This is a genomic window from Bacillus sp. SKDU12 (assembly GCF_010093085.1).
In the GTDB taxonomy this organism is placed as follows: Bacteria; Bacillota; Bacilli; order Bacillales; family Bacillaceae; genus Bacillus; species Bacillus mexicanus.
In genome coordinates this window covers 270,754-297,688 of the sequence record NZ_MSRC01000007.1, presented here as the reverse complement: position 1 = coordinate 297,688, position 26,935 = coordinate 270,754, and the positions used below count along the sequence as shown (strand labels likewise).

Below are 26,935 nucleotides of genomic sequence, written 5' to 3'. Positions count from 1 at the left end.
TTTTTCATCATGTTTTAGTGAACCTGCACTAAGACAGCATCTCCCTGAGCCGCACCGCTACAGATGGCGGCAACACCCAGTCCCCCTCCCCGGCGTTTTAATTCATAAACAAGTGACATAAGAATTCTCGCACCGCTTGCGCCGATCGGGTGGCCAAGCGCAATTGCCCCGCCGTTTACATTTACTTTTTCAAGGTCAAAGCCAACAATTTTTTCACATGTCAACACGACAGAGGCGAACGCTTCATTTACTTCAAATAAATCAATATCTCGGACAGTTAAATCGTTGTTTTTTAAAAGCTTGTTGATTGCAACCCCCGGTGCTGCCGCTAGCTCGTGCGCTCGCATTCCTACAGTTGCAAAGTCTAGAATTGCAGCCAGAGGCCGTTTACCAAGCACAGCAGCTTTATCTTCTGACATCAGCACAAACGCACCCGCTCCGTCATTGACTCCCGGAGCGTTGCCGGCTGTAACGGAACCAGCGCTTGTATAAATCGGAGAAAGCTTTGCAAGCTGATCCCGACTTGTGTCACGGCGAATCGCTTCATCTTTGTCTACAATTTTTGTTTTTCCTTTTCGGTCGGTCCGCCTTACGGGAATGATTTCATCCTGAAATGTCCCATTATCGGCTGCCTTAGCTGCACGCGCATGACTCCTTAGCGCCCATTCATCCTGCTCGCTGCGTGAGATCCCATATTCCTCGGCCGCTGTATTTCCGTGAACAGCCATATGCACCCCGTCAAACGCGCACATTAATCCGTCATAAACCATTAAATCCCTAAACTCACCATCTCCTATCCGGGCTCCCCAGCGCCCGGCGGGCACGGCATACGGGATATTGCTCATGCTTTCCATTCCTCCGGCGACAAGCAGGTCCGCATCATGCGCCCGGATCATTTGATCACACAAGGTGACAGCGCGCAGTCCGGATGCGCAGACTTTATTCAGCGTTTCTGACGGTACGCTCCAAGGCATTCCAGCCAGACGGGCAGCTTGCCGGGAAGGTATCTGCCCTGATCCCGCTTGGACAACCATGCCCATGACGATTCCTTCCACCTCATCTCCAGAAACTTCAGCCCGATGTAACGCCTCCTTCATCGCAATGCCCCCAAGTTCAGCAGCTTTCACCTCTTTCAATGCTCCACCAAATTTGCCAAATGGAGTTCTTGCGGCACTTACAATGACTGTTTTCCTCATGATTTCACCTCATTCAGAAGATAGATAGCGCTTACAATTTCTAGTTGCCTTCTTGAATATATGCGCTGAAATGTCCATGAATGAACGAAAAAAAGAAGGCTGCACCAACAGCCTCCTTTAAAAAACAACTAGTTATTTTTCAGCAATGCTTTTGCCTTTGCAGGAAAATCGGTGAATATACCGTCTGCCCCCGCTTCAATGAGACGCTTCATATCTTCTGGCAGATTAACTGTAAACGGCCTTACCTTGATCGAACTGCTCTTCATTTTTTTCAGCACCTCATCCGCTGTTCCCGGGCTATTCAGCTTCGGATGGTAACCGGTTGCTGGAATTGATGCCATATACCGATCGGCCTGATAAAGCACATCTGACGTTAGCACCGCCCGTTCGATATGAGGAGCAAGCCGGGCGCATAGGGCCAAGCTTTCATGATTAAAGGTGGAGAGGATGATTCTTTCCTCTATCTTGAACCGTTTCACTGCCTCCAGTACTTTTTCTTCCATTCCTTCATACCGGATGACGCTGTTTTTTAATTCAATGTTGATGAGAAAATCCTTTTTGTCTGCCCACGAGAGCACTTCTTCAAGCAGCGGCACTTTGATGTCTCTGTACGTCCGATCATAACGAGCGGCCGCACTCGCGGTCTTTATCACATCGTACACTGTATCCTTCACAAATCCATCGAGCGTTGTCGTCCGATCAAGTTTTTCATCATGGATCACAACAATTCGCCCGTCTTTTGTCAGCTGCACATCAAGCTCAATTCCATCCGCTCCTGCTTCAATTCCCTTTTCAAATGCAAGCATTGTATTTTCGGGATATTGACCTGATGCCCCCCGATGGGCAAAAATCTTTGTCATCGTTTCACCTCAAGCCCTAAAGTTGTCTCCATTATACTGTGTTTGGCCGTTCCGCTCTAGGATTAAGGCTGTAAAATCTTACTGATTGTAATAAGAATCAATGCCTGTAACAATCGCATCTGCGGCTTTTTGCTGGTATTCTGGGCTTCCAAGCTTGTCCGCGTCAGAACTGTTAGTCATAAACCCAAGCTCCGCCAGCACACTCGGCATTTGCGAATATGTAATGACATAATAATTTGATTCCTTCACGCCCCTGTCTCTCGTCTTTAAAGATGAAACGAGCTGGGACTGAATATTTGCCGCCAGGCGCCGGCTTTTTTCCCCTTCATGATCAGACTGAAAATATGTTTCTGTTCCTGACGCTGAAGCAACTCCTGAATTGACATGAATGCTGACAAAAAGATCGGCCTGATTGACCCTTGCCTTCGCCACTCTATCCTCCAGAGTCAGAAAATGATCGTCAGACCTAGACGAAACTGGATTGGCTCCCTCCGCTTTCAGCTTGTCTGTCACATGCTCGGAAACGGCTGCATTAATATCTTTTTCAAAGAGCCCTTTCCCAACTGCTCCGCTATCTTCACCTCCGTGTCCGGCATCAATGTATACTGTTTTCCCTTCTATCCGCTCAGCTGCCTGAGCATAAGGCGCGAGTATCAAACAAAATCCGCATAGAGCTAAGCTCCTCCATAACATTCTCAACTTTCTCCCCCCGGTCTTTTATGACGCATTCTTCTGCAGCTGAATATCTTGCAGCTGCAATGTTCCATTATTCTTTTTTATATATTTCACCTGGACATCTGTGTGATCTGGCAGTGATTCACATTCATCACGTTTAGCCTTCGGGACCTGTATCATCGTCTCTTCTCCATTCAAAGAAACCGCAATCGTATGAGTGTCAGCCGAGCCAATATATTCCCCCTCTTCTGTAAACCTTGGGGCTGAATCATCTGCACTTGCAGCACTGCACCCTGAGAGAAGAAGCACAGTTAACAGCAATAGAATCGTTTGTTTCACATGATCACCTCTTCTTCCTGATGTTTGGCTTTTATCTTTGACCAGAACGGCAGATTTGTAAAGCCAGTGCATACGTCAGCATTCTTGTTCCATATTTTTCAACCAGGCTATCCGACCTGATCATTTCCTGTTGTTAGAAAGAAAACAAGCGAATTCGTCTATGAGGATGGCTCTAATCGAAGCGTATATTAGAAAAATTTAACGGAAAGAGGCAACTTTTTATTCATTTTAAAAAATATGAGGAACGATGTAAGCAAATCGTTTGACGGGCGGATCAGTCAGGCGTAACCTTTTAAAGGATATTCACTTTACAGAAAGAAGTTACAGCCATGAAAAAATTCGTTCTGCTGCTCGCTGCAGCGGTCATCACTTGCACCATTGGCCACCAAATCAGCGGCGGCTACAAAGCGCCTGAAAAAGAGCGAAGAAAACAGCACTCTGTACTCAAGATATTCAGCCGGTAAAGCAGATCAATTGCATTAATTTTTACATATAGGCTAGAATATGTGCGACTCCTAACGAAAGAAGATGATCAAATGAACCCTAAGTATAAACCGCTGTTTGAACCATTTACGTTTAAAAGCGGTGTTACAATCGACAACCGGATCGCAGTAGCACCGATGACTCATTACGCTTCGAACGAAGACGGTACAATTTCTGAAGCAGAACTTGACTATATCATCCCACGCTCTAAAGAGATGGGGATGGTCATTACAGCCTGCGCAAATGTTACACCGGACGGCAAGGCTTTTTCCGGGCAGCCGGCCATCCATGATGACTCCAACATTCCAGGTTTACAAAAATTAGCGCAAGCCATTCAGGCACAAGGCGCTAAAGCTATTGTGCAAATTCATCACGGCGGCATTGAATGCCCGCCTGAGCTCGTTCCTGAACAAGATGTTCTAGCGCCAAGTGACGTATTTGATAACGGCAAACAAATCGCTCGCGCTTTAACAGAAGAAGAAACGGAAAACATCGTGAAGGCATTTGGAGAGGCGACAAAACGCGCCATTGAAGCCGGATTTGACGGTGTCGAAATTCACGGCGCAAACGGCTACTTGATTCAGCAGTTTTATTCTCCGAAATCCAATCAGCGTACAGACCGCTGGGGAGGAAGCGCTGAAAAACGATTAGCCTTCCCACTGGCAATTGTTGATGAAGTGAAAAAAGCTGCGGCAAAACATGCGACGGGTGCGTTTTTAGTCGGCTACCGTCTGTCTCCTGAGGAACCTGAGACACCAGGATTGACAATGACTGAAACCTTTACGCTTGTTGACGCTTTGAGCGATAAAGAATTGGATTACCTTCATATCTCGCTGATGGATGTAAACTCAAAAGCGCGCCGCGGCGCCGATCAAACTCGCACACGCATGGACTTATTGAATGAACGTGTCGGAAACAAAGTGCCGCTGATCGCTGTCGGTTCCATTCATTCCGCAGATGACGCGCTTGCCGTCATTGAAAGCGGCATTCCATTGGTCGCTATGGGACGCGAAATTTTAGTTGACCCTGACTGGGCTGTGAAAGTAAAAGAAGGCCAAGAAGAACAAATCGAAACAGTGATTAAAGGCACAGATAAAGAGAAATATCACTTGCCTGAACCTCTATGGCAAGCCATTGTGAACTCACATGGCTGGGTGCCTTATAAAGATTAATATAAAAAAGACTGCCGAAACAGATTCGGCAGTCTTTTATTATATAAACAGTTTATGTAAACATCTAAACAGCAAGAGAAGGAACTCTCCAGCTGCATCTGGAAGCAAATCTAGGAGAAACCCAACACGCTTTCTTGCTTTTTTCTTTTTCATTTGTACGTCTCCTTCGATTATGATGCTTCCTTACTTACGATTTTACAGGGAAAAGGTTTCAATTTGACTATGGATGTTTGATTTTGATTCTCCAAGTAGTGAAAACACATGAAATCACGACTGTAAATGAGATAAAGTCGCTCAAGATGGCTATGTTCAAATTGATACAAAGCGCAAGAATAAATAGTACAATCAGCAACCCATACATGTTCAATCCAAACAGAAACTTCATCTATGATAACAAATCTCCTCAAAACAAAACGCCTCCTACTTATTAGCGCGAACTAATAAATAAAAGACGTGATTTTCATCATCGGTTCATATGTTCATGTTTAAGAAGCTTTATGCTCTAATCTCAGCTTGTCTGCTACCATCGCAATGAATTCGCTGTTGGTCGGCTTAGCTTTTGTCATACTGACGGTATAGCCGAACAGTGAGGAAATGGAATCAATGTTTCCTCTGCTCCACGCCACTTCAATCGCATGGCGAATCGCTCTTTCTACACGGCTTGCGGTTGTGTTGAATTTTTTGGCGATGTCAGGATAAAGGACTTTTGTAATGCTGCCGAGCAATTCAATGTCATTGTATACCATGGAGATTGCTTCGCGCAGATAAAGATAGCCTTTAATATGTGCCGGGACGCCAATTTCATGGATAATGCTTGTGATGCTCGCGTCGAGATTTTTCTTCTTTGGCTCAGGCTGGCTGCTGCGTATAATGCTGCTTTGCGATGAGGGCGCACGATGCGTAACATTGCTGGCATTTCCGCTGACCTGGCGGATATGTCCGACAAGGTTTTCCATATCAAACGGTTTGAGGATGAAGTAGGACGCGCCTAAATCGACGGCCTTTTTCGTGACATCTTCTTGTCCAAAGGCTGTCAGCATAATGACATTCGGCTGCTTTTTGAGATCTGATTCCCTCAGTCGCTCTAAAACAGCAAGTCCGTCCAAATGCGGCATAATAATATCCAACACAAGCACATCGGGATCTTTTTCTTTAAACAACGACAGGCACTCTTGTCCGTTATAAGCTACACCGATCACTTCCATATCTTCCTGTCCTTCTATATATTCACTCAACAGGCTTACCAGCTCTCGATTATCATCAGCAACACAAACTTTAATTTTCTCCACGTTTCTTCCTCCCCAAATGTAGTTAACAGGATTCACCCTTGCTACATGTTTACATTCGACAAAACCGCTATATACCCTCTAAAAAAAATCATAATCATCAATATTAGTGGCATATCTTTATTATTCTATGTTTTTCTCCGTTTTTCGACTAAAAATGAAATTTGACAAACAAGGAAACGTGAATTTGTCGAAAAATCTTCTTTTGTATATTTTACCGTATGTATTCTGAGAAGTGAAGAGGGATCAAAACAAAAAACTGCCGGAAATCCCGGCAGTCAGCTTGCTTTTTCTTTTCCATAAATATCGATTCCCGCTTCTGACAGCATCCATTCAATATGAACGCCGTAGCCGCTTGTCGGATCATTTACAAACACATGGGTGACAGCGCCGATCACTTTTCCATTTTGAATGATCGGGCTTCCGCTCATCCCCTGAACAATGCCGCCCGTTTCTTTCAACAGCCTAGGATCGGTTATTTTTAAGACCATTCCTTTTGTGGCTGGGAACTTTTGCGGCGTGGTGCTGACAATTTCGATATCAAACTTTTCCACCTTGTCATCATCAATGACTGTTAAAATTTCAGCAGGCCCTTTTTTGACTTCAGTAGAAAACGCAACCGGCAGTGCTTGATCTGAAATGTTATTTTGAATCGGCTGGTGCAGTGTGCCAAAAATGCCAAATGGGCTGTTTCTGTTAATATCCCCGATCGTTTTTCGTTCTGAAGAAAATCGCGCCAGTTTTTCTCCCGGATTTCCGCCTGTTCCTTTTTCAATGGATGTCACAGTGGACTTAACGATTTCTCCATTGTCCACTACAATTGGTTTCTTTGTATCCATATCGGAAATGACGTGGCCAAGCGCTCCGTATTTTTTTGTTTTTGGTTCATAAAAGGTCATGGTGCCGATGCCAGCGGCAGAATCTCTAATGTATAACCCAATTCTGTACTTACCTTCTGCTTCATCCTTTTCAGGGATTAGCTTCGTTTCAATTTTTTGTTTATCGCGTTTGATGAGTAAATCTAAAGATTCTCCGGTTTTACCGGCTTTTTGAATAAATGGAGCTACATCATTCATTTTTTCAATTTTCTGTCCATTCATTTCAATAATAATATCGCCCGATTCAATGCCTGCCGTTTCTCCCGGAGATTTTTTGCCTTCACTTGTATTGATTTGATGAAATCCGACGACAAGCACACCGACGGAATGAAGTTTTACACCAATTGATTGTCCGCCGGGTATGACCTTTAAGTCAGGAAGAACTTGCACTTTTGTTTTTTTAATTGGAAATCCGGCAAGATCGTATACTAACTCTGACTCGCCTGATTTTTTGCCAGTCACCTGGATTTCATGCGGGTCTTTCTTTACTGTAAACGCTTCTGATGATTCTTGTGCATGGGCGTTTACCGCTAAACCCGTTTCAATCGCTTGCGTTTGGGTTTCAAATACTCTCATTTGCGCTGGAATCAGTAAATACTCTTTTAGCGGTTTGCATAAACCTACACTTAATAACGAAACAAGGAGAATTAAACCTATTGCTTTTCTAATGTTATCGGGCATTCACTACTTCACTCTCCTCGCTCCTATCCCACACCTTCTTTATGACTTGCTGCTACATCATATAATTTTGCCTTCTGACGGCTTATTTATAACTGTCATATGAAGAAAAACATTGGATATACTGATGAACGAATGGATGTGCGTGAAACAAAAAGCTGCGCTTTCCGCGCAGCTTACCCAGTTGATTTGACTCGATCCGCTTGTTTTAAAAGTTCTTTTGCATGGCGTTTCGTTAAATCTGTTACTTCGACCCCGGCAATCATGCGCCCGATTTCGACCACCTTTTCCTGCTTAGACAACGGTTTAACATGTGTAGTTGTTCTGCCGTCTTTTAACTCCTTCGCAATATAAAGATGCGTATCGGCCATGGCAGCTACCTGAGGCAAGTGTGTAATACACAGCACCTGTGATCCTATTGATACTTTATGGATTTTCTCAGCAATTGCCTGTGCGACTCTGCCGCTTACACCAGTATCGACCTCATCAAAAATAATTGATGTCACATCCTGCTGAGAAGAAAAAATGCTTTTTATTGCAAGCATCACCCGGGACAGCTCTCCGCCGGAAGCGACTTTTGAAAGGGATTTCAATGGTTCGCCTGTATTGGTCGAAATTAAAAATTTCACTAAATCAATCCCTTGTTCAGACAGCTGAACAGGCTGTCCGTTTACAACCGGCGCCTCCTCATTGTGTGACGCTGCTCTGACTTTAAACTCTGTATCAAACGTTGATTTTTCCATGTACAGGCTTTTTAGTTCCCGATGAATTTCATCAGCCAGCTTTTTCGCCCATGCTTTTCTGATTCGCGAAACATTTGCCGCTTCCACTGCAACATCCTTGCCGACTGAGTCAAGCTCCTTCTTCACACTTTGAAGATGGCTGTCCCTGTTTTCAATTTGGTCAATCTCTTCTTCAATTTTAGAAGCATATTCCAAAATATCCTCAACAGTCGCACCGTATTTTCGTTTCAGCTGTTTGATTTCATTAAGACGCGTCTCAATATAGTTCAGGCGTTCCGGGTCATATTCAAGCTCATCCAGCATATTTCTCATCTGAAATGTCGCATCTTCCAAAAGATAGTAGGAGTTCGACACACCTTCAGACAGTTTTTTCAGCGGTTCGTTAATATCGGATATATCTTCAAGCTGCGCCGAGGCCATTCCGACCCAGTCCAGTCCGCCCTGCTCACTGCGTAGCGCATTATATGCATTTTGCAGCGATTCATAGATCTTCTCAAAGTTTGAAATTTGCTGGCGCTCTTCTTGGAGATGTTCATCTTCATTAAGCTCGAGCTTTGCCGATTCGATTTCTTCGAGCTGAAATTGAATGAGGTCAAGACGGTGGGCCATTTCCTGTTCGCTTTCTGAAAGCTGTTTAAGCTTTTTGAGCAGCTTCATATAACGCAGGTACCCTTCCTGATACGCTTGGAGCGCGCTTTCCACTTCGGTTCCGGCAAACTTGTCCAAAAGCTGAAGATGATTTTCGTCTTCCATTAACAGCTGGTTATCGTGCTGTCCGTGAATATCTAATAAAAGCCTGCCGATCTCTCGCAGTGAAGCAATCGTGACAAGCTTGCCATTCACGCGGCAAACGCTTTTTCCGCTCGTGCTGATATCTCTTCTCATAACAATCATGTCGTCGGAAACGTCGATTCCCTGCTCAGTGCACACGTCAAAAACGGGGTGGTCGCCCTCTAGCAGAAACAGCCCTTCAAGCTCGGCTTTTGTCTCTCCATATCTGACAAATTCAGATGATCCTCGTCCTCCGACTAAAAGAGAAATGGCGTCAATAATGATGGATTTACCTGCTCCGGTTTCTCCTGTTAAAACAGTGAGCCCGCGTTCAAAAGACACCGTCAGTTCCTCAATGATGGCAAAGTTCTTAATCGATAGTTCAGCTAACAAACAGCATTACACCTCTTATCTTTTGTTAGATTTCTGTTACAGCAGCTCAAGCAGCCTGCTTTTTACGCTGTCAGTATCTTCAGGAGTGCGGCAAATAATTAAAATTGTGTCATCTCCGCAAATGGTCCCCATGATTTCATCCCAGTCCAAATTATCCATCAGCGCACCGATTGCCTGGGCATTTCCCGGCATCGTTTTCAGCACAATCATATGGCTTGCTGAGTCTATCTTTACAAAAGCGTCCATTAATGACCGCTTCAGCTTGGAAAGCGGATTGAAACGCTGGTCTGCCGGAAGACTGTATTTGTAAGTGCCGTTATTCGTAGGCACTTTCACTAGGTGAAGTTCTTTAATATCCCGTGAAACTGTAGCCTGTGTTACTTTGTATCCATCCTGCTTCAGCAGGTCGACTAATTCATCCTGCGTTTCGATTTCATTGCTCGTAATGATGTCTCTAATTTTAATATGCCTCTGGCCTTTGCTCATGTAAGCACCTCTATTTCCAGCTTATCTGTCCTTTTATGTTATATGATTCTCTGCAAATTGTACATGAATGCAGAAAAAAGGAATAATAGCGCACTATTATTCCGGTACATCTGCTTTTTTTTCTTTTAATGTCTTGTGTGCCTCTTCTACAACACGTAAGATCTCTTCTTCCGGCAGCTCCTGCCCTTCCTGTCCCTCTCCCGGCCAATGCAAATGAAGGAGAAATTCAATATTTCCGTCTCCTCCCGTGATTGGAGAAAATGACAGGCTTCTGCAAATATAGCCTTCAGCCGCAGAAAATTTGATCATTCGCTTGAGAACATCAGCATGCACTTTCGGATCTCTGACAATCCCTTTTTTGCCGACGGATTCCCGTCCCGCTTCAAACTGCGGCTTGACGAGAGCCATGCAGTCACTGCCCGGTACAAGCAATGTTTTGAGGACAGGCAGAATGAGCCGCAGTGAAATAAATGACACATCAATCGTGGCAAACTCCGGCATGCCTTTTGTGAAGTCTGCCGGTGTTGCATACCGAAAGTTCGTGCGCTCCATCACAACGACCCGATCATCCTGCCTGAGTTTCCATGCAAGCTGATTGTAGCCTACATCCACCGCGTATGACTGTTTCGCTCCATTTTGCAGGGCACAGTCCGTAAAACCGCCGGTGGAAGAGCCAATGTCTATCATGATTTTATCCTTAACAGAGACAGGAAACTCCTCCAGCGCTTTTTCAAGTTTTAAGCCGCCTCTGCTCACATATTTCAGCGGGTTTCCTTTTACGGTTAACGGAAGGTCGCGGTCAATTTTTTCCCCGGGCTTGTCCAGACGGTTTTCGTTTGAATAGACGATTCCCGCCATAACAGCTCTTTTGGCTTTTTCCCGCGTTTCCGCCAGCCCTCTTTCAACTAGTAATACATCTAATCGTTCTTTCTTCGATGTCATGATCCAATTCCTTTATGTGTCTTTGGCGGCATCAATAATCTAATGCGGTTTGCCACCTGCTGTTTTGTTAGTCCAATCTCTTCAAGAAGCGCCGTTACGCTTCCGTGCTCGATAAACCGATCCGGGATACCCATTCTGTCGATCGGTGTATGATATTCACCTTGATTATGAGCGAATTCTAAAACCGAGCTTCCGAAACCGCCTTCTAAGACTGCTTCTTCAATCGTTAAAATGGGCAAGCCTTCTGTTAAAATATCCTTCATCATCTTTTCATCAATCGGTTTAATAAAGCGCGCATTTACAACCCGCACAGAAAGGCCTTCTTTTTGCAGCTCTTCAGCTGCTTCAAGCGCCATTTCGATTGTTGTTCCGAACGTTAAGATGACAGCATCGTTCCCCGGACGCAGCACCTCCCACGTACCGATCGGAATCGTTTTCAGCTGTTCATCCATTTTTATGCCAAGTCCGTTTCCGCGCGGAAAACGCATCGCAATCGGGCCTTCATCATAGCTGAGTGCTGTATGGACCATATGCTGTCCTTCATTTTCATCTTTTGGCATCATTAAAATGATGTTTGGAATATGGCGCATAAACGCAATATCAAATACACCTTGATGTGTCTCTCCATCAGCGCCTACGAGTCCTGCACGGTCAATACCAATAAACACATTGGCATTTTGGCGGCAGATGTCATGAACGACTTGGTCATATGCCCTTTGCAGGAAGGTTGAATAAATCGCTAGGTACGGCTTCATCCCTTGCATTGCCATAGCAGCTGCCATCGTAGCGGCATGCTGTTCTGCGATTCCTACATCGAACATGCGGTCAGGGAATTCCTTTGCAAAGCCTTCAAGCTTAGAGCCCACAGGCATAGCAGGTGTAATGGCTACAATACGTCCGTCCTCGCGCGCCATTTGCTGTACAGTGCCGCTGACAAGACCGCTCCATGAAGGGGCTGCTGCTTTCGGTTTTACAAAGTCACCGGTATTGATTTTATATGGCCCGGTACCATGCCATGTGCCGATTGTATCGGTCTCAGCCGGTTTGTACCCTTTCCCTTTTTTCGTAATAACATGCAGAAGAACAGGGCCTTTCGTTTTTTTGGCGTATTGAAGATTCTCTATCAGCTCATGATAAGAATGTCCGTCCACTGGGCCTAAATACGTAAAACCAAGCTCCTCAAAAAACATTCCGGAAACAAGCATGTATTTCAGGCTGTCTTTGACCCGTTCAGCCGTGGCTGCAAGTTTGCCCCCAACTGCCGGGATTCTTTTAAACAAATATTCGAGCTCGTCTTTGACCCACTGATATTTCCCGGCAGTGCGCAGACGTCCGAGCATAGAATGAATGGCGCCGACATTTGGTGCGATACTCATTTCATTATCATTTAGGATGACAATCATGTCTTTTTTCTCATCACCAATATGGTTTAAGGCTTCAAGCGCCATTCCGCCGGTAAGCGCGCCATCACCAATAATGGGAACAATAAATTCATCCGTTCCTCTAATATCACGCGCAGCTGCCATTCCCATGGCGCCTGACAGAGAAGTTGAGCTATGCCCGGTTTCCCACACATCATGCTCGCTTTCACTCCGCTTTGGAAATCCGCAAAGCCCTTTGTACTGGCGAAGCGTCGCAAATTCTTTTCCGCGTCCTGTCAGCAGCTTATGGACATACGATTGGTGGCCCACGTCCCACAAAAATTTGTCTTTCGGGCTATTGAATTCTTTATGCAGCGCAACAGTAAGCTCTACGACACCTAGGTTTGGGCCGATGTGGCCGCCGGAAGCGGATAAGGTTGTAATTAAAAATTGACGGATTTCATCACTTAATTTCTCTAATTCATCAATGGACATGTTTTTTAAAAACGACGGGTCCTGTATTGATAAAAGATCCAAAGCGGATCAACTCACTTTCAGCATGAATTTCTGCAATGATACAAGTCTTCCGTATGCCAACCTGGACAAAGGCCAGATCTCAGACATAAAAAAAGACAAACGCGCTTTTCCTTTTCACTTTTCATATAAACTTCTTACATTTTACCATATCTCGGGCAGCCGCTTCAAATTAGGATTGGTTTAGTGATCCCTTGCCGCAATTAATTCACAAAGCTCATATAAGAGGTCTTTTTGAAGCGAGAGTCCGCCGATCAAACGCTTTGCTTCTTTTATGTGAAAATCCAATTTATGCTGGGCCCCTTCCAGTGAAAGAAGTGACGGATAAGTCGATTTATCGTTTGTTGTATCCGAGCCGACACGTTTGCCGATTTTCTCTTCACTGCCTTCTACATCTAAAATATCATCTCTGATTTGAAAACCGATTCCAATGTGGCTGCTGAAGGTCCGCAGCGTTTCGATCTCTTCCTCAGGCGCATCCGCCAAAATAGCACCGGCGATTACGCAAAAACCGAGGAGCTTGGCGGTTTTCCGTTCGTGTATGGATTCGAGTTCTTCAAGCGTCACTTGTCGGTTTTCCGCTTCCATATCAGCTACTTGTCCCCCAACCATGCCTTCAGTGCCTGCCGCTGAAATCAATTCATTCACAAGCCGAAGGCGCTTTTCTGCTGATACCTCATCTGACACATGGGAGGTGATCAGCTTAAAGCTTTCTGTTAAGAGCCCGTCACCCGCTAACACTGCTGTCGCTTCACCGAACACTTTGTGGTTTGTCGGCTTCCCGCGGCGCAAATCATCATCATCCATACATGGAAGGTCATCATGAATTAACGAATATGTGTGAATCATTTCAACAGCACACCCGACCGGAATGCCGTCCTGTTCACTTTTCCCGTAGGCGTTTAAAACAGCCAGCACAATGAGTGGCCGCAGCCGCTTTCCGCCGGCCTCAAGGGAATACAGCATCGACTTTTTTAATGAGTCCGGCATATCAAGCTTTTCTGTATAGACAGACAGCTGATGTTCAATCGTTTTTTTTCGCTCTGCCAGAAAGCTCGTTAATTTATTTGTCACCTTTGTCTTCCTCCTGAACACTGAAAGGTGCCAGTTCGCCGTCTTCTTTTAAAATGAAGTCCATTTGTTTTTCGACTTTTTGCAGTTTTTCATGGCACATTTTTGATAGAGCCATGCCTTCTTGGAAATAGTTAATTGCCTGCTCTAAAGGCACATCGCCTTCTTCAAGCTTTGATACAATGCTCTCAAGCCCTTTCATCGCTTCTTCAAATGTCATGTTTTCATTTTTTTTCACGTCTGTCATTTTTCTTCCCCTCTCTTTTCTAATACTTCACAGGTCAGCACGCCGTCCTTTAATTTGACCTCAACCTGATCCTTCTCTTCTATCTGACTGACACTTTTAATAAGTTCATCTTCTTTATAAGCCAAGCTGTATCCTCTTTCCATCACTTGAAGAGGGCTTAACGCATTCAGCTTGCCAAGAACAGTTTGAAATTGGGAGTGCAGCTGCTTCATTTGGATATTCATGTTTTTTCTCAGCTGATTTGTTTGTTCTTCGTAACGTGTTTTCGCTTGCTTTAGCTGTTCATGAGGGTGCAGCGCCTCTAATCTGTATGTTTCACGCTCAAGCTGTCTGCTGTTTTGATCTAAAAGTGCGGTAAGCTGTGCTTGAAACTGCTGATAGGCCAGGTCAAACTGCTGCTCTTTTTGCGCATACAACCGCTTTGGAAAACGGAAGGCATACGAGGATTGGAGCGTTTGAACCCGTTCTTTTTTCTGGCCGAGATGCTGCTGCATCGCTCGTGTCATTCTGACTTCCGCCGTCTTTGTCCGTTCAATTAAATCAGTAGTATGAGGCACGGCAATCTCAGCTGCTCCTGTCGGTGTTGCAGCTCTGATATCAGCGACAAAATCACTAATTGTAAAGTCCGTTTCATGCCCGACTGCAGATATAATCGGAATATTGGAAGCGAAGATCGCGCGTGCTACTATTTCTTCATTAAATGCCCATAGTTCTTCTATCGAACCGCCGCCTCTTCCGACAATTAATACGTCGCAGAGCTCTTTTTTATTTGCCTCTTCAATGCGCGTAACGATAGATTTGCTCGCATTTTCACCTTGTACGAGCGCTGGAAGAACAATGACTTTTACAAGGGGATATCTTCTTTTTAGAGTTGTAATGACATCTCTGACAGCAGCACCCGTTGGAGATGTCACAACCCCGATTGTGGCTGGAAATGCGGGGATTTGTTTTTTATAGCGGTCATCAAATAAACCTTCTCCGGCAAGCTTCTTTTTCAGCTCTTCGTACGCTAAATAAAGCGCTCCGACCCCGTCAGGCTGCATTTCTTTTGCATATAATTGATAGTTTCCGCTCGGTTCATATACGGAAATTCCGCCTCTAACCAGCACCTTCATGCCGTTTTCAGGTTTAAAAGGCAGACGCTCGCTCTGTCTCGCGAACATCACCGACTGCATTCTGGCGTTTTCGTCCTTCAATGTGAAATAAATGTGGCCTCTTGTGTGTATTTTGACATTCGATAATTCGCCTTTAATCCAAATATTTTCAAGGTGAGGATCAACATCGAATTTTCGTTTTATATACTTTGTCAGCGCTGAGACAGTAACATACGCTGTTTCGCCCATGTCTCAAACTCCTCTCATAAGCATTCCTGCACCATAACTAAAGAAAACCCGCCCTGGCTTTAGGAGCCTCAAGAAGCGGGTATCGTGCTCATATTCACTGCGGACAAAACGCCCCGCCTGTGAATATCTCCAATTATCTATGATAACGTACGTTTCGCGGATTTAACAGTATTATGCGCAAGCATCGTGATGGTCATCGGTCCTACTCCGCCCGGAACCGGTGTAATGAAGGACGCTTTTTCCTTTGCCCCTTCAAATTCAACGTCTCCGCAGAGCTTTCCGCTTTCCAAACGATTAACGCCAACATCAATAACAACAGCGCCCTCTTTGATTTGATCTGCACTGATGAAATTAGCCCTGCCGACTGCCACCACCAAGATGTCCGCTTTTTTCGTATGTTCCGTCATATTTTCTGTTCTTGAATGACAGTAAGTAACTGTCGCATTTTCATTTAATAAAAGCTGGCCCACAGGTTTGCCGACAATATTGCTTCGGCCGACTACAACAACCTCTTTACCGGAAAGGTCGATCTTGGTTTTCTTCAAAAGCTCAACAATTCCGTGAGGTGTGCACGGAAGAAACGTATCTTCGCCAAGCAGCATTTTCCCTACGTTTAGCGGATGAAAACCGTCTACATCTTTATCAGGAGAGATGCGTTCAATTACCGCTTTTTCAGAAATATGATCTGGGAGCGGAAGCTGAACGAGAATGCCGTGAAACGCAGGGTCTTGATTGTATTGATCAATAACGGAAAGCAGTTCAGCTTCTGTGAAGCTGCTGTCAAATTGATCAAGCTTGAAATTCATTCCCATTGTTTCAGCTGCTTTTTTCTTTCCACGCACGTAAGAGTGGGATGCAGGATCATCTCCAATCAAAATGACCGCCAGCCCGGGAGTGACGCCTTGCTTTTTAAGCTCTTCTACCTCTTTTGCCAATTGTTCGCGTTTTTCTCTAGCTGTTTCTTTTCCGTCGATGATTGTTGCAGTCATTTTCTTTCCTCCTATGATTATTCAATATCAGATTTAATGTTAGAAAGAACTCCGTTTACAAATTTTGTCGCTTTGTCATCACCAAACCGTTTTGCCAGCTCAATCGCTTCATTCATGGAGACATTCACCGGAATGTCTTCGGCATAGGCCATTTCGTATGCTGCCAGACGCAAAATCGCGCGGTCAACATTGGCAATCCGATCGAGCTTCCAATTCACGAGGTGTTTGGAGATCATTTCATCCAGTTGGACTTGATGTTCCAACACTCCGTGTACAAGCTGTTCAAAGAAAGGATCTGTTTTTTCTTCATCCAGTGCATGTTCTATGGCTTCATTCACTGCAATATCGCTGACATCAATTTGAAATAGTGCCTGCAAAGCTTTTTCTCTTGCTGTTCTTCTTTTCATTTTCTTTCTCCTTTGATCCTCTTTATCCGCTTGTCGTTAAGCCACAAAGAGATCATAACATATTTTTTTCATATCCGCATATTGAAATCAAGGTTTCTTACCCTATTACCGAATATTTTCACGCATCGTAATATGATCATTCGGATTTCACGATCATGAAGAAACTCGGCTGCTTTGAGCCGGCTTTCTTCATACTTTGAAATAAGGGTAACGTGTAAAAAAACCAAAGGGCCGCCCTCCCCTTGGTTTTGTGTTAAGCCATTTACATTTCTTCGTCGATTTGGACTTCCTGGGCTTTTGTGTCAAATTGAATGCCGACGATATGAATATTGATTTCATTAATCGAAAGAGACGTCATGTTTAATAAGGTTTGACGAATGTTTTCCTGAACGGATGCTGCAACTTTCGGAATCGAAACACCGAAGCTGACGACACAATATACATCGATCGTAATTCCGTCATCCGCAAGGTCAACCTTGACACCTTTGCCATGATTCACTTTACCGAAGCGCTCGACAACGCCGGTCGCGAAGTTTCCGCGCATTTCAGCAATACCCTCAACTTCTGAAGCAGCTATGCCGGCAATAACCTCAATGACTTCCGGTGCAATCTCAACCTTACCTAAATGTGTATCTTGATCCATCTTAAGCAAGCTGTTGTCTTTCATTCAATTCACCTCCGTTAAAATTATGAGCCCATTACATCATATGTTTCTAAAAATTTCGTATTAAACTCTCCGCCCACAAATGTTTCGTGTTCAAGCAGTTTTAAGTGGAACGGGATTGTTGTCTCAATGCCTTCGATGACGAATTCGCTCAATGCGCGCTTCATGCGGGCAATCGCTTCATCCCTCGTTTTTCCGTATGTGATCACTTTTGCAATCATGCTGTCATAGTACGGAGGGATAGAATAGCCCGGATACACAGCAGAATCGATACGGACACCAAGACCGCCAGGAGGCAGGTACATTTTAATTTCACCCGGTGACGGCATGAAATTTTTACTTGGATTTTCCGCGTTGATCCGGCATTCGATAGCCCAGCCTTCAAATTCAACATCTTCCTGCTTGAGGCTCAGTTCTAATCCTGATGCCACTTTAATTTGTTCCTTAATCAGGTCAGTTCCTGTCACCATTTCTGTAACTGGGTGCTCTACCTGAATTCTCGTGTTCATTTCCATGAAGTAATAGCGCTGTTCTTTGTAGTCATAAATAAATTCAACTGTTCCTGCGCCTGTATAGCCGACCGCTTTCGCAGCCTTTACCGCGGCACTTCCCATCTGCTCCCTGATTTCTGAATCAAGGGCAGGAGATGGTGATTCTTCCAAAAGCTTTTGCAGACGCCTTTGAATTGAGCAGTCGCGTTCTCCTAAATGAATCGTATTTCCGTAGTTATCGGCAAGCACTTGGATCTCAACATGGCGAAAATCTTCTATGTATTTTTCTATGTATACACCTGGATTCCCGAATGCTGTTGCGGCTTCCTGCTGTGTAATCTTAATGCCATTAATCAATTCCTCTTCGGTGCGAGCAACCCTGATTCCTTTTCCGCCTCCGCCTGCGGTGGCTTTTATAATTACAGGATACCCAATTTCATCAGCAAGCGAAACCGCTTCTTCCACATTTTCTATAATTCCTTGTGAACCCGGCACGATTGGCACACCGGCCTGTTTCATCGTTTCCCGCGCAACGTCTTTTGTTCCCATTTTTGAAATGGCGTCAGCACTCGGGCCGACAAACGTGACGTTAACTTCTTCACATAATTCAGCGAAATCAGCATTTTCAGCTAAAAACCCATATCCCGGATGAATAGCGTCCGTGCCAGTCAGTTTTGCAACACTCACAATATTCGTAACGTTTAAATAGCTGTCTTTTGATGCTTTCGGTCCGATGCAAAAAGCTTCATCAGCCATTTGAACATGAAGGGCATCTTTATCAGCTTCTGAATAAACAGCGACAGTATCAATCCCGAGCTCTCTGCAGGCTCTGATGATTCTGACAGCAATTTCTCCTCGATTGGCGATCAATAGCTTTTTAATCATGTTAAGTCTCCTTACTCTGCTTTTACAAGAAATAGAGGTTGTCCGTATTCGACCAGCTGGCCGTTTTCTACTAATACTTCAACGATTTCGCCTTTCACTTCCGCTTCGATTTCGTTGAAAAGTTTCATCGCTTCTACTATGCAGACAACGGTGTTTTCGTTTACTTTTGAGCCGGCTGATACATACGGGCCAGATTCCGGTGATGATGATGCATAAAACGTTCCTACCATTGGTGAAGTAATTTTATGCAGATTCTCATCTTGCTTAGTTTCTTCTTGGGCAGGTGCTGGGACTGCTTGCTGTGCTTGAGGCTGAACTGCCGGCGCCTGTACAGATGTTGCTGACGCTTGCTGCATGACTTGAACAGTGCCTGCTTCATGTTTTTTTAATTTTAAGGATACACCTTCATTTTCATATACGAATTCGTCAATTGTAGACTCATCAATTGCTTTAATCAGCTCGTGGATTTCTTTCATATTTAACATTCAATCGCACTCCTATGTATCAAATTTCTTTTTTATAGGTTACTACTAAAAGTACATACTATGTTTATCTTACAGGAGCGGACTTTTAAATTCAACTCGAATATAATTGTCATGCAAAAAGCCCGCTAAGTAAGCGGGCGTGTTTTTTCATTTTCACTTGGATGGTTCAAATGTGACAGCGACGTCTTTCATTGTTTTGATTTCTTTTGCCACAAGATCGATAATCGCTGTCGCCTTTGATTTAGAGTGTTTGTCTGATTTGACTGTAATGTTGATTTTATCTCCTTCAGCATTAACGAGCGCGTCTTCGTAGCCTTGTGTTTTAATAAGCGTTTCCAGCTGTTTTTCTGTTCCTTCTACTTCACTGAGAGCTGTCATTTTATCATATGCTTTACTCTTTTCCTTTGCTGTTGCGTCGTCGCTTGAGACAACAGCATTCAGCTCTTCTCTTTCTTTGCTTCTGGCATCTTCTAAATCAAGACGGTACGTCGTAAACAGATCATCATCGGCTGTTTCTGTCACAACAGTCCCTTTTTCACTGGCTTCAGCTGATGTTTCCTTGTCTGCTGATGAATCTTTCGTGCCCTTTGTTCCATCCTCTTTTCCTTTTTCAGTTTCTGTACCGCTCTTTTCTTTCGTGTCTTGCTTGACAGGCGCTTTTTCAGTTGCTACCTCTCCTGAGTCAGACGCGCTTTTTTCACTTTGCATTTGCACGGCATTTTTGCTTTCCGGCGACATGATATAGTAGACGCTTAACACCACGACAAGACTGAGCATTGTTAATAGCCAAACGGTTTGTTTTTTGAGCATTTATGAATCCTCCTTTATTTTTTTAGGGGCAACCGCCACCCGGTGGCTTGGAACATCCAGGACTCGTGTCACCGCTTCAATAATGGTTTGTTTTATTTGAACGTTGTCCACTCCTTGAGCAACAACGAGTACACCGCGTATATCAGGCTTCTTCGTTTGCACGACGACGGGTGTTTCTTTATCGCCGTTTTTGATCATGACGATTTCTTCTTCTGATGTCTGGTCAGTAACGCTCCTAGTTCCGCCTTCTTTGTCTGTTTCTTCAGTGGTTGTATTTTTGTTGGATTTGTTTTTTTCGTATACTTTCAGCGACGTTGCATCAACATTTACGACAACCGAGACATCCTCAACACCTATGATCGTTTCAAGAATTTCTTTCAGCTGATTTTCGTATTCTTTTTCATAATCACCGATCGAGTTTTTAGGTTCATCAGATTTTGAGGCTTTAAACACTTCTGCTGTTTTCTCTTTGCTGGCTTTTTGTGATGAAACTGCCGTTGTCATTTTGGCGTTTTCTGATTTCTCAGGTGAAGAAAACAGCTGGCTGACAAGCATAAAAGAAACTCCGAGAACAAAAACGAATAGAAAGTAATGATATTTGGTCAGCTTCGGCTTTTCACCGTCCTTCGTTCGCCCCGGAAGAAACTGCTTTTTCAATACATTCCATAATCCGTTTCTATTCATTGCCGACACTCTCCCCGCCTTCCATATGAACCGTAATTTTCTCGCTTCCGATTTCCCAAATGTCCGCAAGCTGCGTTTGTATCTGTTTGGCTTCTTTTTGTTCTGCTGCTTCTTTCGTTACGTATGCGTGATCTGTATCAATATTGACCGGCGCGACCGTTTGGACCGTTTTTTCAGAAGACGGGGTGATGTACACGCTGATTGTTTTAATATCCTCTTCTGAGTCTACCTTTTCTCCTGCCGTCAGTTTGATGCGGCCTACTTTGTATTCATCATGACTGAATCTCTCCTCCGCTTTCTTTTTTAGTTGGACAGCCATTTCTTCTAAAATATATGCGCGCTGGGAAGCTTGTATTTCTATTTTTTTTGAATTGATTTGATTTTTTATGCCGGCAGACTCTGACTGCCCGTTTTTTGTGAGATATTCAAAGATGACTTCGGGGTCTGTATTGAAGAGCTTAAAAATCGGTGTGAGCATGACGACAATCAAAAGCAGGCTGACTACCATTTTGGCGTATTTTTGCATGCTGGAGCTCGGCAGCAGCATATCAATCACAATGGCAAATAGGATAAACAACACGATGGTGGTAAGCCATTCAGTTAAAAAACTCATCCGTCAGCCTCCTTTATTTCATCATCATCGTGAGGTTTCCGGCTGTGATGATCACAGTAAGGCTTAAAAAAAACATGAGGGACACAATAGCGAGCGCGGCAAAAATATAAATGACACTTTTGCTGATGACATCAAGGCAGGTAATGACAGGACCGCCTCCAAGCGGCTGAAGAATCGCGGCTGCCAGCTTATAAATAAAGGCAAGGGACAGCACTTTGATTGCCGGAAAAGCAGCAATACAAATCAAAATAGCGACACCGAGTATCCCGACTGTATTTTTCAGCAGCAAGGAAGCGCTGATTACTGTATCTGTCGCGTCTGTAAACATTCGGCCAAGCACAGGTATAAAGTTTCCGGTTATAAATTTAGCCGTCCTGAGCGTAATGCCGTCTGTCACTGCAGCAGAAGCCCCCTGAACAGAGATGACGCCAAGAAAGATGGTGAGAAAGACGGCGAGTGCTCCGATAGCAATATTTCTGAGCAGGTTGGCCAGCTGTGTTACTTTGTATTGTTCGGTCATTGTGCTGACAATGCTCAGAATCGCCGATAAGAAAATGAGCGGCATAACAATATTCTGGATTAAGAGACCGCTTGTGTTCATCAGAAAGAGGATAACAGGATGAAAGAAGGCTGCAGACACAGCTCCGCCTGAGGATGCCAAAAGCGCCAAGAGGAGCGGAATGAGCGCGAGAATAAAGCTGGTCATCGTCTGAATGGCTTCTGTCGCATAATTGATTGCTACATGAAAGCTATTCAACGCAAGAATGATCAGCACCATATACACAATTGAATATGCGACCTTGCTAACGGTGCTTTGCTGAAACGCATTTTGCAAAAGCTGCAGGATGACGCAAAAAATTGTGAGCAAAATCAATGTGCCCAGCAGCTTTCCGTTGGCAAGCACTTCATGAAACAAATAAGAAAAGAGAGCTTTCAGCCATTCTTGCGGTGAAAATGATTTATCGCCATTGATAAACTCAATTATGCTGCCTTTTTGGCTTTCTGGCAGCAGTCCGCCGTATTCTGTCATAATGTCATTCCAAAATTCACCGATCTTATCTGTCTCAAGCGACGCTGCTGTTCTTTCCGCTAATTGCTCAGCTGTTTGAGCATGGTCTTCCGTTTGTTCGGACCCGCCGGCTGCCTGTACAATGTCTGCACCCCCTGCGCCTGCTATGAGCAGAACGGCCAAAAACAAAACCCATTGAATACGCTTCAATCTACCGCCTCCTTTCAGCTATGACATGGAAGGTATAAGTCCGAGAATCGTTTCAATAATGACGGTTAAAATCGGCACAGCCATAACGAGAATTAAAATTTTCCCTGCCAATTCTATTTTCGAGGCGATGGCCCCTTGACCGGCATCCTTGGTGAGCTGAGCCCCGAATTCAGCAATATAGGCGATTCCGATAATTTTTAAAATGGTTTCAACATAAACCATATTGATGTTTGCATTTACCGCGATTTTTTCTATCATTCTAATAATGTCGTAGATTTGGTCTACCAAATAAAGAAAAATAGCGCAGCCGGCAAACACAACGATTAAAAACGCAAAGGTCGGCTTTTGTTCTTTGACAATTAAAGAAAGGAAGGTGGCGATCAGCCCTAAACCTACAATTTGAACAATGTCAATCTGCAAGCCCCCCTATCCTTGGAATAAAAACACAGCTTTTATCTTTTTAAAAAGGTCATCTACAATCGTAGCAACCATAAATAAAATATAGATAAAACCTAACAGCGTCACCCACTGGGCATATTCTTTTTTGCCCATCTGGTCCAAAATCGTGTGTAAAAACGCGACCACGATTCCGACTCCGGCGATTTGAAATATGACATTCACGTCTACTCCCATGATATTTTTACTCCCCTCACGTTTACATCAATAGAAGAATGAGTAACAAGCCCGCTAAAAAGCCCAAACTTTTAATCATCTTTTCATTTTTCGCTTGTGCTTGATCCGCATCCGCTTCAGAGGCTTCCAGATGTGTCAGCGCCAGCTTGATGTGCTTTTGCTGGGAGATGCGATCATGTATCCCGAGCGTCTCGCCAAATTGCTTGAGCACTTCATATTCACTTTTTTTCAAAGACATCGTTCCCCACACCTTCTTTAAGCTTTGCTCCCACGCCATTTTCGCGGAATCACTTCCCTTGTCCAGCTGGTCACTAAACGTGATAAAAAGAGCGGAAACAGGCTGTGCCAGCTGCTTAGCAATCTGCTGCGAAGCGGTATGAAGCGGTGTATGGCCGTACATGATTTCAGCCTCAAGAGATTGGAGCGCCGCACGCAGCTGGCGGATTTGCCGCGGCCGTTCTGTATACACTTTCGCCATCTCAAAACCTGTCCACGTTGTCGCTGCCACAATGAATACAGCGCCCAGCAGCTTCAGCATGTCTTCACGCTCGTCTTAGACAGCACATTTCCGCCTTTATCATAAATGCGGCTTATTGTACCCGGTCCATCCGCTCGCGATAATTCCAAATAGCGGTCAAAGGCTCTTTCTTCCCATAAACGCTTCAATGAAGGCCGCTTCATCAAGTCAGATATGCTCCAGCCATGCGCCGATACAATGACCGATACACCTGCATGCAGCGCTTCAAGCAGTGCATCAGTATCTTCCATACGTCCGATTTCATCGACAATGATCACCTCAGGGCTCATGGAGCGAATCATCATCATCAGCCCTTCAGCTTTGGGACAGGCGTCTAAAACGTCGATCCTCTGTCCAAATTGATGCTGAGGAATACCGCGCAGACATCCGGCAATTTCTGAGCGTTCGTCGACGATTCCCGTCTTTACGGGCAACATACGGTTTTTCCCTGTGCTCGAGAGTCGCGCAAGATCACGAAGAAGTGTTGTTTTACCGGTTTGCGGCGGACCGATAATCAGCGTATTCAGCCAGCTGTCTTGATATAAAAATGGAAGCAGCGGCTCCGCAATCCCAAGCTTTTGCCTGGCGATTCGTATATTAAAAGATGTGATGTCACGGAGCCCTTTCACACCCCCGTTTTCTGTGATGACTCTGCCTGCCAGTCCGACTCTGTGGCCGCCTCTGATCGTGACATACCCTTTCTTCAGCTCTTCTTCGAGTGTATACATACTATAGTTGCTGAGCCGGCTGAGAATCAGATGGGCATCCTCGGCAGTGCCGGCATAGGACAAAAAAACAGGTTGTCCTTTTCGAATCAATTCAACAGGGCGGTTAACCCGAATTCTGACTTCTTCGATTTCCAGCCATTGATGTTCCGGTATTTCAGAAAGGGCGTTTTTCATGGATTCAGGGAGAACCTCAGCGATTTCATTCAACAGAGCCTCCTCCTTTCTACCGATTGGCTTCTTTAAAATGTATGATGTGAGGCAGACTTTATGACAAGCCTTGCTTTATTTATGAACACCCGCCAAAATCAAAACAACACCCGTAAAAATCAGAATCAATTTTGCATACGACAGCTGTCCGGCAATTTGATAGATTCCAACAGTCATGGTGATGATAAAAATCAGCGGACCGACAATAGCGAGAATGCTGTTAACGACAACCGCCTTCCGGACGTCATTTGTCACAAGCATGACAATCGCTGCCGTCAGCTCAATCATAGAGGATAAAACACGCAACCCAGCCATTGTTAAAACAGTAGAATTGACATTTCCAAATAAAAATTTCATAGCATTCTCCCAACCTCCCATTTTTTTATATGATATGCTCTAGCTTGTGGAAGTAGTCTTGTCATTTCGTATAAAAGAAAGATTCTGTTTTTGGGCACAAAAAAAGCCTGCTCCCATTTGGGAACAGACTTCTTTTTTTCTATCTATGCTCTTGAAACGTACGAACCATCCGATGTATTGACGACAAGTGTGTCGCCTTCATTCACAAAGAACGGCACGTTTACCACAAGGCCTGTTTCAGTTTTCGCAGGTTTTGTCCCGCCTGATGCTGTATCACCTTTAATGCCAGGTTCAGTTTCAACCACTTTCAGCTCAACTGTGTTTGGAAGTTCGATACCGAGCGTTTCATCTTGATACATCATGATATGCACAGACATGTTTTCAAGCAGGTATTTTAATTCCTCTTCGATTTGAGTCGCGTTCAATTCAAGCTGCTCATAAGAAGAAGTATCCATAAATACGTGCTGATCTCCGTTTGCATATAGGTATTGCATTGTTTTTGTTTCGATTTGCGCTTTCGCAACTTTTTCACCAGCGCGGAATGTTTTTTCCTGAATCGCGCCTGTGCGAAGGTTGCGGAGTTTAGAGCGGACAAATGCCGCACCTTTTCCAGGTTTTACGTGCTGGAAGTCAACAACGCGCCAAATGCCGCCGTCCACTTCGATTGTTAATCCTGTACGGAAATCGTTAACTGAAATCATCTTTAATGTCCTCCTATATTCCAATCACAAAATAATAAGTTCTTTTGGGGAATGGGTGATTGTCCGGTTGCCATTTTCTGTTATCACGATGTCATCTTCTATGCGGACACCGCCTACTTCTGGTATGTAAATGCCAGGCTCCACTGTGACCACCATGCCCGGTTCAAGGATAGCTGAAGATCTGACGGACAATCCCGGCGATTCATGCACTTCCATGCCGAGACCATGCCCGGTTGAATGGCCGAAATATTCGCCGTATCCTTTTGCAGCAATGTGATCCCTCGTAAGGGCGTCAGCCTCTTTTCCGGTCATCCCCGGCTTAATATGTGCGACGCCGAGCGCTTGAGCATCAAATACGACCTGATATATCTCCTTCAACTGATCACTTGGCTGACCGACAGCGACCGTACGGGTAATATCAGAACAATATCCTTTATAATAAGCGCCAAAATCAAGCGTAACAAGGTCTCCGCTTTCAATCAGTTTGTCACTGGCCACCCCGTGCGGAAGGCTTGACCTAAGGCCCGAGGCGACAATCATATCAAAAGAAGAGCTGTCTGCTCCCTGGCTTCTCATATAAAACTCCAGCTCATTGGCAACAGCAATTTCAGAAATGCCGGGTTTCATAAACGTCAAGATATGTTTGAAGGCATCATCTGCAATCTTCGCAGCTTCCTCTAATATCTTAATCTCTTCACTAGACTTAATCAAGCGCAACTTTTCTACAGATTCAGCTACAGGCACTAATTCAGCCTCGCCAATAACCGCGCTGTATGAGGCGTATGTGCCGTATGTCATGCTGTTCTGCTCAAAGCCGAGCCGCTTGATGCCGAACGCGTCAATTGTGTCGGCAGTGGTCTGAATCAAGCTGCCTCCATGTTCAATGATCTCAAAACCCTTCACCTGAACCTTCGCCTGCTCTGTATAACGAAAATCCGTAATAAACGCTGCCCTGTCACCTGATATAACAGCAAGTCCTGCTGAACCTGTAAACCCTGTCATATAACGTACGTTTGTGCTGCTTGTGATCAGCATTCCGTCAATCCCCAGCTGCCCAAACAGGTTTCTTAATTTCTCTAGCTTCATC

31 protein-coding genes are annotated in these 26,935 nt (G+C 44.6%); 2 read left to right on the top strand and 29 right to left on the bottom strand.

Features of this window, described 5'->3' with window-relative positions:
• Window positions 1–14: 14 nt before the first annotated feature.
• The 4 genes from BTW01_RS08035 to BTW01_RS08020 all read right to left on the bottom strand — a co-directional run bounded on the left by BTW01_RS08035 (window position 15) and on the right by BTW01_RS08020 (window position 3,070).
• Window positions 15–1,196: an acetyl-CoA C-acetyltransferase gene (locus BTW01_RS08035; protein ID WP_162102479.1), complete on the bottom strand. Its 1,182-nt coding sequence runs from the start codon at window positions 1,194–1,196 to the stop codon at window positions 15–17.
• A gap of 128 nt (window positions 1,197–1,324) precedes the next feature.
• Window positions 1,325–2,056, bottom strand: coding sequence for a glycerophosphodiester phosphodiesterase (locus tag BTW01_RS08030; protein ID WP_162102478.1), 732 nt, complete (start codon window positions 2,054–2,056; stop codon window positions 1,325–1,327).
• A 78-nt stretch (window positions 2,057–2,134) separates the two neighbouring features.
• Window positions 2,135–2,755 (bottom strand): N-acetylmuramoyl-L-alanine amidase family protein, encoded by a 621-nt coding sequence (locus tag BTW01_RS08025; protein WP_162102477.1) that lies wholly within the window; start codon window positions 2,753–2,755, stop codon window positions 2,135–2,137.
• Between the two features lie 18 nt (window positions 2,756–2,773).
• The gene (locus BTW01_RS08020; RefSeq protein WP_162102812.1) at window positions 2,774–3,070 is read right to left on the bottom strand and encodes a lipoprotein; all 297 of its coding nucleotides are present in this window, start codon (window positions 3,068–3,070) and stop codon (window positions 2,774–2,776) included.
• A 329-nt stretch (window positions 3,071–3,399) separates the two neighbouring features.
• Between BTW01_RS08020 and BTW01_RS08015 the strand changes: the two genes are divergently transcribed.
• Window positions 3,400–3,534: a hypothetical protein gene (locus BTW01_RS08015; protein WP_162102476.1), complete on the top strand. Its 135-nt coding sequence runs from the start codon at window positions 3,400–3,402 to the stop codon at window positions 3,532–3,534.
• 72 nt (window positions 3,535–3,606) lie between these two features.
• On the top strand, window positions 3,607–4,725 hold the full coding sequence (locus BTW01_RS08010; RefSeq protein ID WP_162102475.1) for an NADH-dependent flavin oxidoreductase: 1,119 nt from the start codon (window positions 3,607–3,609) through the stop codon (window positions 4,723–4,725).
• Between the two features lie 485 nt (window positions 4,726–5,210).
• Here the strand turns inward: BTW01_RS08010 and spo0A are convergent, their stop codons facing one another.
• From spo0A to papA, 25 genes are all read right to left on the bottom strand, one after another.
• Window positions 5,211–6,014, bottom strand: a complete 804-nt coding sequence (spo0A, locus tag BTW01_RS08005) for a sporulation transcription factor Spo0A (RefSeq protein ID WP_162102474.1) — start codon at window positions 6,012–6,014, stop codon at window positions 5,211–5,213.
• 275 nt (window positions 6,015–6,289) lie between these two features.
• On the bottom strand, window positions 6,290–7,570 hold the full coding sequence (spoIVB, locus tag BTW01_RS08000; protein WP_162102473.1) for a SpoIVB peptidase: 1,281 nt from the start codon (window positions 7,568–7,570) through the stop codon (window positions 6,290–6,292).
• A gap of 173 nt (window positions 7,571–7,743) precedes the next feature.
• Window positions 7,744–9,474, bottom strand: coding sequence for a DNA repair protein RecN (gene recN, locus BTW01_RS07995; RefSeq protein WP_162102472.1), 1,731 nt, complete (start codon window positions 9,472–9,474; stop codon window positions 7,744–7,746).
• A 36-nt stretch (window positions 9,475–9,510) separates the two neighbouring features.
• Complete coding sequence (gene ahrC / locus BTW01_RS07990; RefSeq protein WP_162102471.1) at window positions 9,511–9,960, bottom strand: transcriptional regulator AhrC/ArgR; 450 nt, start codon at window positions 9,958–9,960, stop codon at window positions 9,511–9,513.
• Window positions 9,961–10,056: 96 nt separating this feature from the next.
• Window positions 10,057–10,902, bottom strand: a complete 846-nt coding sequence (locus BTW01_RS07985; protein WP_162102470.1) for a TlyA family RNA methyltransferase — start codon at window positions 10,900–10,902, stop codon at window positions 10,057–10,059.
• Window positions 10,899–12,800: a 1-deoxy-D-xylulose-5-phosphate synthase gene (gene dxs / locus BTW01_RS07980; protein WP_162102469.1), complete on the bottom strand. Its 1,902-nt coding sequence runs from the start codon at window positions 12,798–12,800 to the stop codon at window positions 10,899–10,901. Before dxs ends, BTW01_RS07985 begins: the two co-directional genes overlap by 4 nt.
• Window positions 12,801–12,980: 180 nt before the next feature.
• Window positions 12,981–13,871 (bottom strand): polyprenyl synthetase family protein, encoded by an 891-nt coding sequence (locus BTW01_RS07975; RefSeq protein WP_162102468.1) that lies wholly within the window; start codon window positions 13,869–13,871, stop codon window positions 12,981–12,983.
• Window positions 13,861–14,115, bottom strand: a complete 255-nt coding sequence (locus tag BTW01_RS07970) for an exodeoxyribonuclease VII small subunit (protein WP_103749597.1) — start codon at window positions 14,113–14,115, stop codon at window positions 13,861–13,863. The genes BTW01_RS07975 and BTW01_RS07970 overlap by 11 nt, the downstream gene beginning before the upstream one ends.
• Entirely contained in the window at window positions 14,112–15,458 is a 1,347-nt protein-coding gene (gene xseA / locus BTW01_RS07965) for an exodeoxyribonuclease VII large subunit (RefSeq protein ID WP_162102467.1), read from the bottom strand. The genes BTW01_RS07970 and xseA overlap by 4 nt, the downstream gene beginning before the upstream one ends.
• A 137-nt stretch (window positions 15,459–15,595) precedes the next feature.
• Window positions 15,596–16,447 (bottom strand): bifunctional methylenetetrahydrofolate dehydrogenase/methenyltetrahydrofolate cyclohydrolase FolD, encoded by an 852-nt coding sequence (gene folD / locus BTW01_RS07960; RefSeq protein WP_162102466.1) that lies wholly within the window; start codon window positions 16,445–16,447, stop codon window positions 15,596–15,598.
• A 17-nt stretch (window positions 16,448–16,464) separates the two neighbouring features.
• A complete protein-coding gene (gene nusB, locus BTW01_RS07955) occupies window positions 16,465–16,854 on the bottom strand; it encodes a transcription antitermination factor NusB (RefSeq protein ID WP_162102465.1) in 390 nt (129 codons plus the stop codon).
• 262 nt (window positions 16,855–17,116) lie between these two features.
• Window positions 17,117–17,521 (bottom strand): fatty acid biosynthesis protein YqhY, encoded by a 405-nt coding sequence (gene yqhY / locus BTW01_RS07950; RefSeq protein WP_162102464.1) that lies wholly within the window; start codon window positions 17,519–17,521, stop codon window positions 17,117–17,119.
• 20 nt (window positions 17,522–17,541) lie between these two features.
• A complete protein-coding gene (gene accC, locus BTW01_RS07945; RefSeq protein WP_162102463.1) occupies window positions 17,542–18,894 on the bottom strand; it encodes an acetyl-CoA carboxylase biotin carboxylase subunit in 1,353 nt (450 codons plus the stop codon).
• Between the two features lie 11 nt (window positions 18,895–18,905).
• Complete coding sequence (accB, locus tag BTW01_RS07940) at window positions 18,906–19,379, bottom strand: acetyl-CoA carboxylase biotin carboxyl carrier protein (RefSeq protein WP_162102462.1); 474 nt, start codon at window positions 19,377–19,379, stop codon at window positions 18,906–18,908.
• A 153-nt stretch (window positions 19,380–19,532) separates the two neighbouring features.
• A complete protein-coding gene (gene spoIIIAH / locus BTW01_RS07935; protein WP_162102461.1) occupies window positions 19,533–20,189 on the bottom strand; it encodes a stage III sporulation ratchet engulfment protein SpoIIIAH in 657 nt (218 codons plus the stop codon).
• Complete coding sequence (spoIIIAG, locus tag BTW01_RS07930) at window positions 20,190–20,873, bottom strand: stage III sporulation protein AG (protein ID WP_162102460.1); 684 nt, start codon at window positions 20,871–20,873, stop codon at window positions 20,190–20,192.
• Window positions 20,866–21,486, bottom strand: coding sequence for a stage III sporulation protein AF (gene spoIIIAF / locus BTW01_RS07925; protein WP_162102459.1), 621 nt, complete (start codon window positions 21,484–21,486; stop codon window positions 20,866–20,868). The genes spoIIIAG and spoIIIAF overlap by 8 nt, the downstream gene beginning before the upstream one ends.
• Before the next feature lie 13 nt (window positions 21,487–21,499).
• Complete coding sequence (spoIIIAE, locus tag BTW01_RS07920) at window positions 21,500–22,705, bottom strand: stage III sporulation protein AE (protein ID WP_162102458.1); 1,206 nt, start codon at window positions 22,703–22,705, stop codon at window positions 21,500–21,502.
• A gap of 18 nt (window positions 22,706–22,723) precedes the next feature.
• The gene (spoIIIAD, locus tag BTW01_RS07915; RefSeq protein WP_162102457.1) at window positions 22,724–23,125 is read right to left on the bottom strand and encodes a stage III sporulation protein AD; all 402 of its coding nucleotides are present in this window, start codon (window positions 23,123–23,125) and stop codon (window positions 22,724–22,726) included.
• 6 nt (window positions 23,126–23,131) lie between these two features.
• Window positions 23,132–23,338, bottom strand: a complete 207-nt coding sequence (gene spoIIIAC / locus BTW01_RS07910; protein WP_003153142.1) for a stage III sporulation protein AC — start codon at window positions 23,336–23,338, stop codon at window positions 23,132–23,134.
• Between the two features lie 22 nt (window positions 23,339–23,360).
• Entirely contained in the window at window positions 23,361–23,876 is a 516-nt protein-coding gene (gene spoIIIAB / locus BTW01_RS07905) for a stage III sporulation protein SpoIIIAB (protein WP_162102456.1), read from the bottom strand.
• Window positions 23,870–24,790, bottom strand: coding sequence for a stage III sporulation protein AA (gene spoIIIAA / locus BTW01_RS07900; RefSeq protein ID WP_162102455.1), 921 nt, complete (start codon window positions 24,788–24,790; stop codon window positions 23,870–23,872). Before spoIIIAA ends, spoIIIAB begins: the two co-directional genes overlap by 7 nt.
• A 75-nt stretch (window positions 24,791–24,865) precedes the next feature.
• On the bottom strand, window positions 24,866–25,147 hold the full coding sequence (locus tag BTW01_RS07895; protein WP_162102454.1) for a YqhV family protein: 282 nt from the start codon (window positions 25,145–25,147) through the stop codon (window positions 24,866–24,868).
• Between the two features lie 143 nt (window positions 25,148–25,290).
• Entirely contained in the window at window positions 25,291–25,848 is a 558-nt protein-coding gene (efp, locus tag BTW01_RS07890) for an elongation factor P (RefSeq protein ID WP_144530375.1), read from the bottom strand.
• Between the two features lie 24 nt (window positions 25,849–25,872).
• The gene (gene papA / locus BTW01_RS07885; RefSeq protein ID WP_162102453.1) at window positions 25,873–26,934 is read right to left on the bottom strand and encodes an aminopeptidase PapA; all 1,062 of its coding nucleotides are present in this window, start codon (window positions 26,932–26,934) and stop codon (window positions 25,873–25,875) included.
• Window position 26,935 lies beyond the last annotated feature (1 nt).

Excerpts from the sequence above, each read along its gene's own strand:
- BTW01_RS08035 (WP_162102479.1), bottom strand. The coding sequence starts at position 1,196 with ATGAGGAAAACAGTCATTGTAAGTGCCGCAAGAACTCCATTTGGCAAA.
- BTW01_RS08030 (WP_162102478.1), bottom strand. The coding sequence starts at position 2,056 with ATGACAAAGATTTTTGCCCATCGGGGGGCATCAGGTCAATATCCCGAA.
- BTW01_RS08015 (WP_162102476.1), top strand. The coding sequence starts at position 3,400 with ATGAAAAAATTCGTTCTGCTGCTCGCTGCAGCGGTCATCACTTGCACC.
- BTW01_RS08010 (WP_162102475.1), top strand. The coding sequence starts at position 3,607 with ATGAACCCTAAGTATAAACCGCTGTTTGAACCATTTACGTTTAAAAGC.
- spoIVB (WP_162102473.1), bottom strand. The coding sequence starts at position 7,570 with ATGCCCGATAACATTAGAAAAGCAATAGGTTTAATTCTCCTTGTTTCG.
- ahrC (WP_162102471.1), bottom strand. The coding sequence starts at position 9,960 with ATGAGCAAAGGCCAGAGGCATATTAAAATTAGAGACATCATTACGAGC.
- BTW01_RS07985 (WP_162102470.1), bottom strand. The coding sequence starts at position 10,902 with ATGACATCGAAGAAAGAACGATTAGATGTATTACTAGTTGAAAGAGGG.
- BTW01_RS07970 (WP_103749597.1), bottom strand. The coding sequence starts at position 14,115 with ATGACAGACGTGAAAAAAAATGAAAACATGACATTTGAAGAAGCGATG.
- xseA (WP_162102467.1), bottom strand. The coding sequence starts at position 15,458 with ATGGGCGAAACAGCGTATGTTACTGTCTCAGCGCTGACAAAGTATATA.
- folD (WP_162102466.1), bottom strand. The coding sequence starts at position 16,447 with ATGACTGCAACAATCATCGACGGAAAAGAAACAGCTAGAGAAAAACGC.
- nusB (WP_162102465.1), bottom strand. The coding sequence starts at position 16,854 with ATGAAAAGAAGAACAGCAAGAGAAAAAGCTTTGCAGGCACTATTTCAA.
- yqhY (WP_162102464.1), bottom strand. The coding sequence starts at position 17,521 with ATGAAAGACAACAGCTTGCTTAAGATGGATCAAGATACACATTTAGGT.
- accC (WP_162102463.1), bottom strand. The coding sequence starts at position 18,894 with ATGATTAAAAAGCTATTGATCGCCAATCGAGGAGAAATTGCTGTCAGA.
- accB (WP_162102462.1), bottom strand. The coding sequence starts at position 19,379 with ATGTTAAATATGAAAGAAATCCACGAGCTGATTAAAGCAATTGATGAG.
- spoIIIAH (WP_162102461.1), bottom strand. The coding sequence starts at position 20,189 with ATGCTCAAAAAACAAACCGTTTGGCTATTAACAATGCTCAGTCTTGTC.
- spoIIIAG (WP_162102460.1), bottom strand. The coding sequence starts at position 20,873 with ATGAATAGAAACGGATTATGGAATGTATTGAAAAAGCAGTTTCTTCCG.
- spoIIIAF (WP_162102459.1), bottom strand. The coding sequence starts at position 21,486 with ATGAGTTTTTTAACTGAATGGCTTACCACCATCGTGTTGTTTATCCTA.
- spoIIIAC (WP_003153142.1), bottom strand. The coding sequence starts at position 23,338 with ATGGGAGTAGACGTGAATGTCATATTTCAAATCGCCGGAGTCGGAATC.
- spoIIIAB (WP_162102456.1), bottom strand. The coding sequence starts at position 23,876 with ATGCTGAAGCTGCTGGGCGCTGTATTCATTGTGGCAGCGACAACGTGG.
- BTW01_RS07895 (WP_162102454.1), bottom strand. The coding sequence starts at position 25,147 with ATGAAATTTTTATTTGGAAATGTCAATTCTACTGTTTTAACAATGGCT.
- efp (WP_144530375.1), bottom strand. The coding sequence starts at position 25,848 with ATGATTTCAGTTAACGATTTCCGTACAGGATTAACAATCGAAGTGGAC.
- papA (WP_162102453.1), bottom strand. The coding sequence starts at position 26,934 with ATGAAGCTAGAGAAATTAAGAAACCTGTTTGGGCAGCTGGGGATTGAC.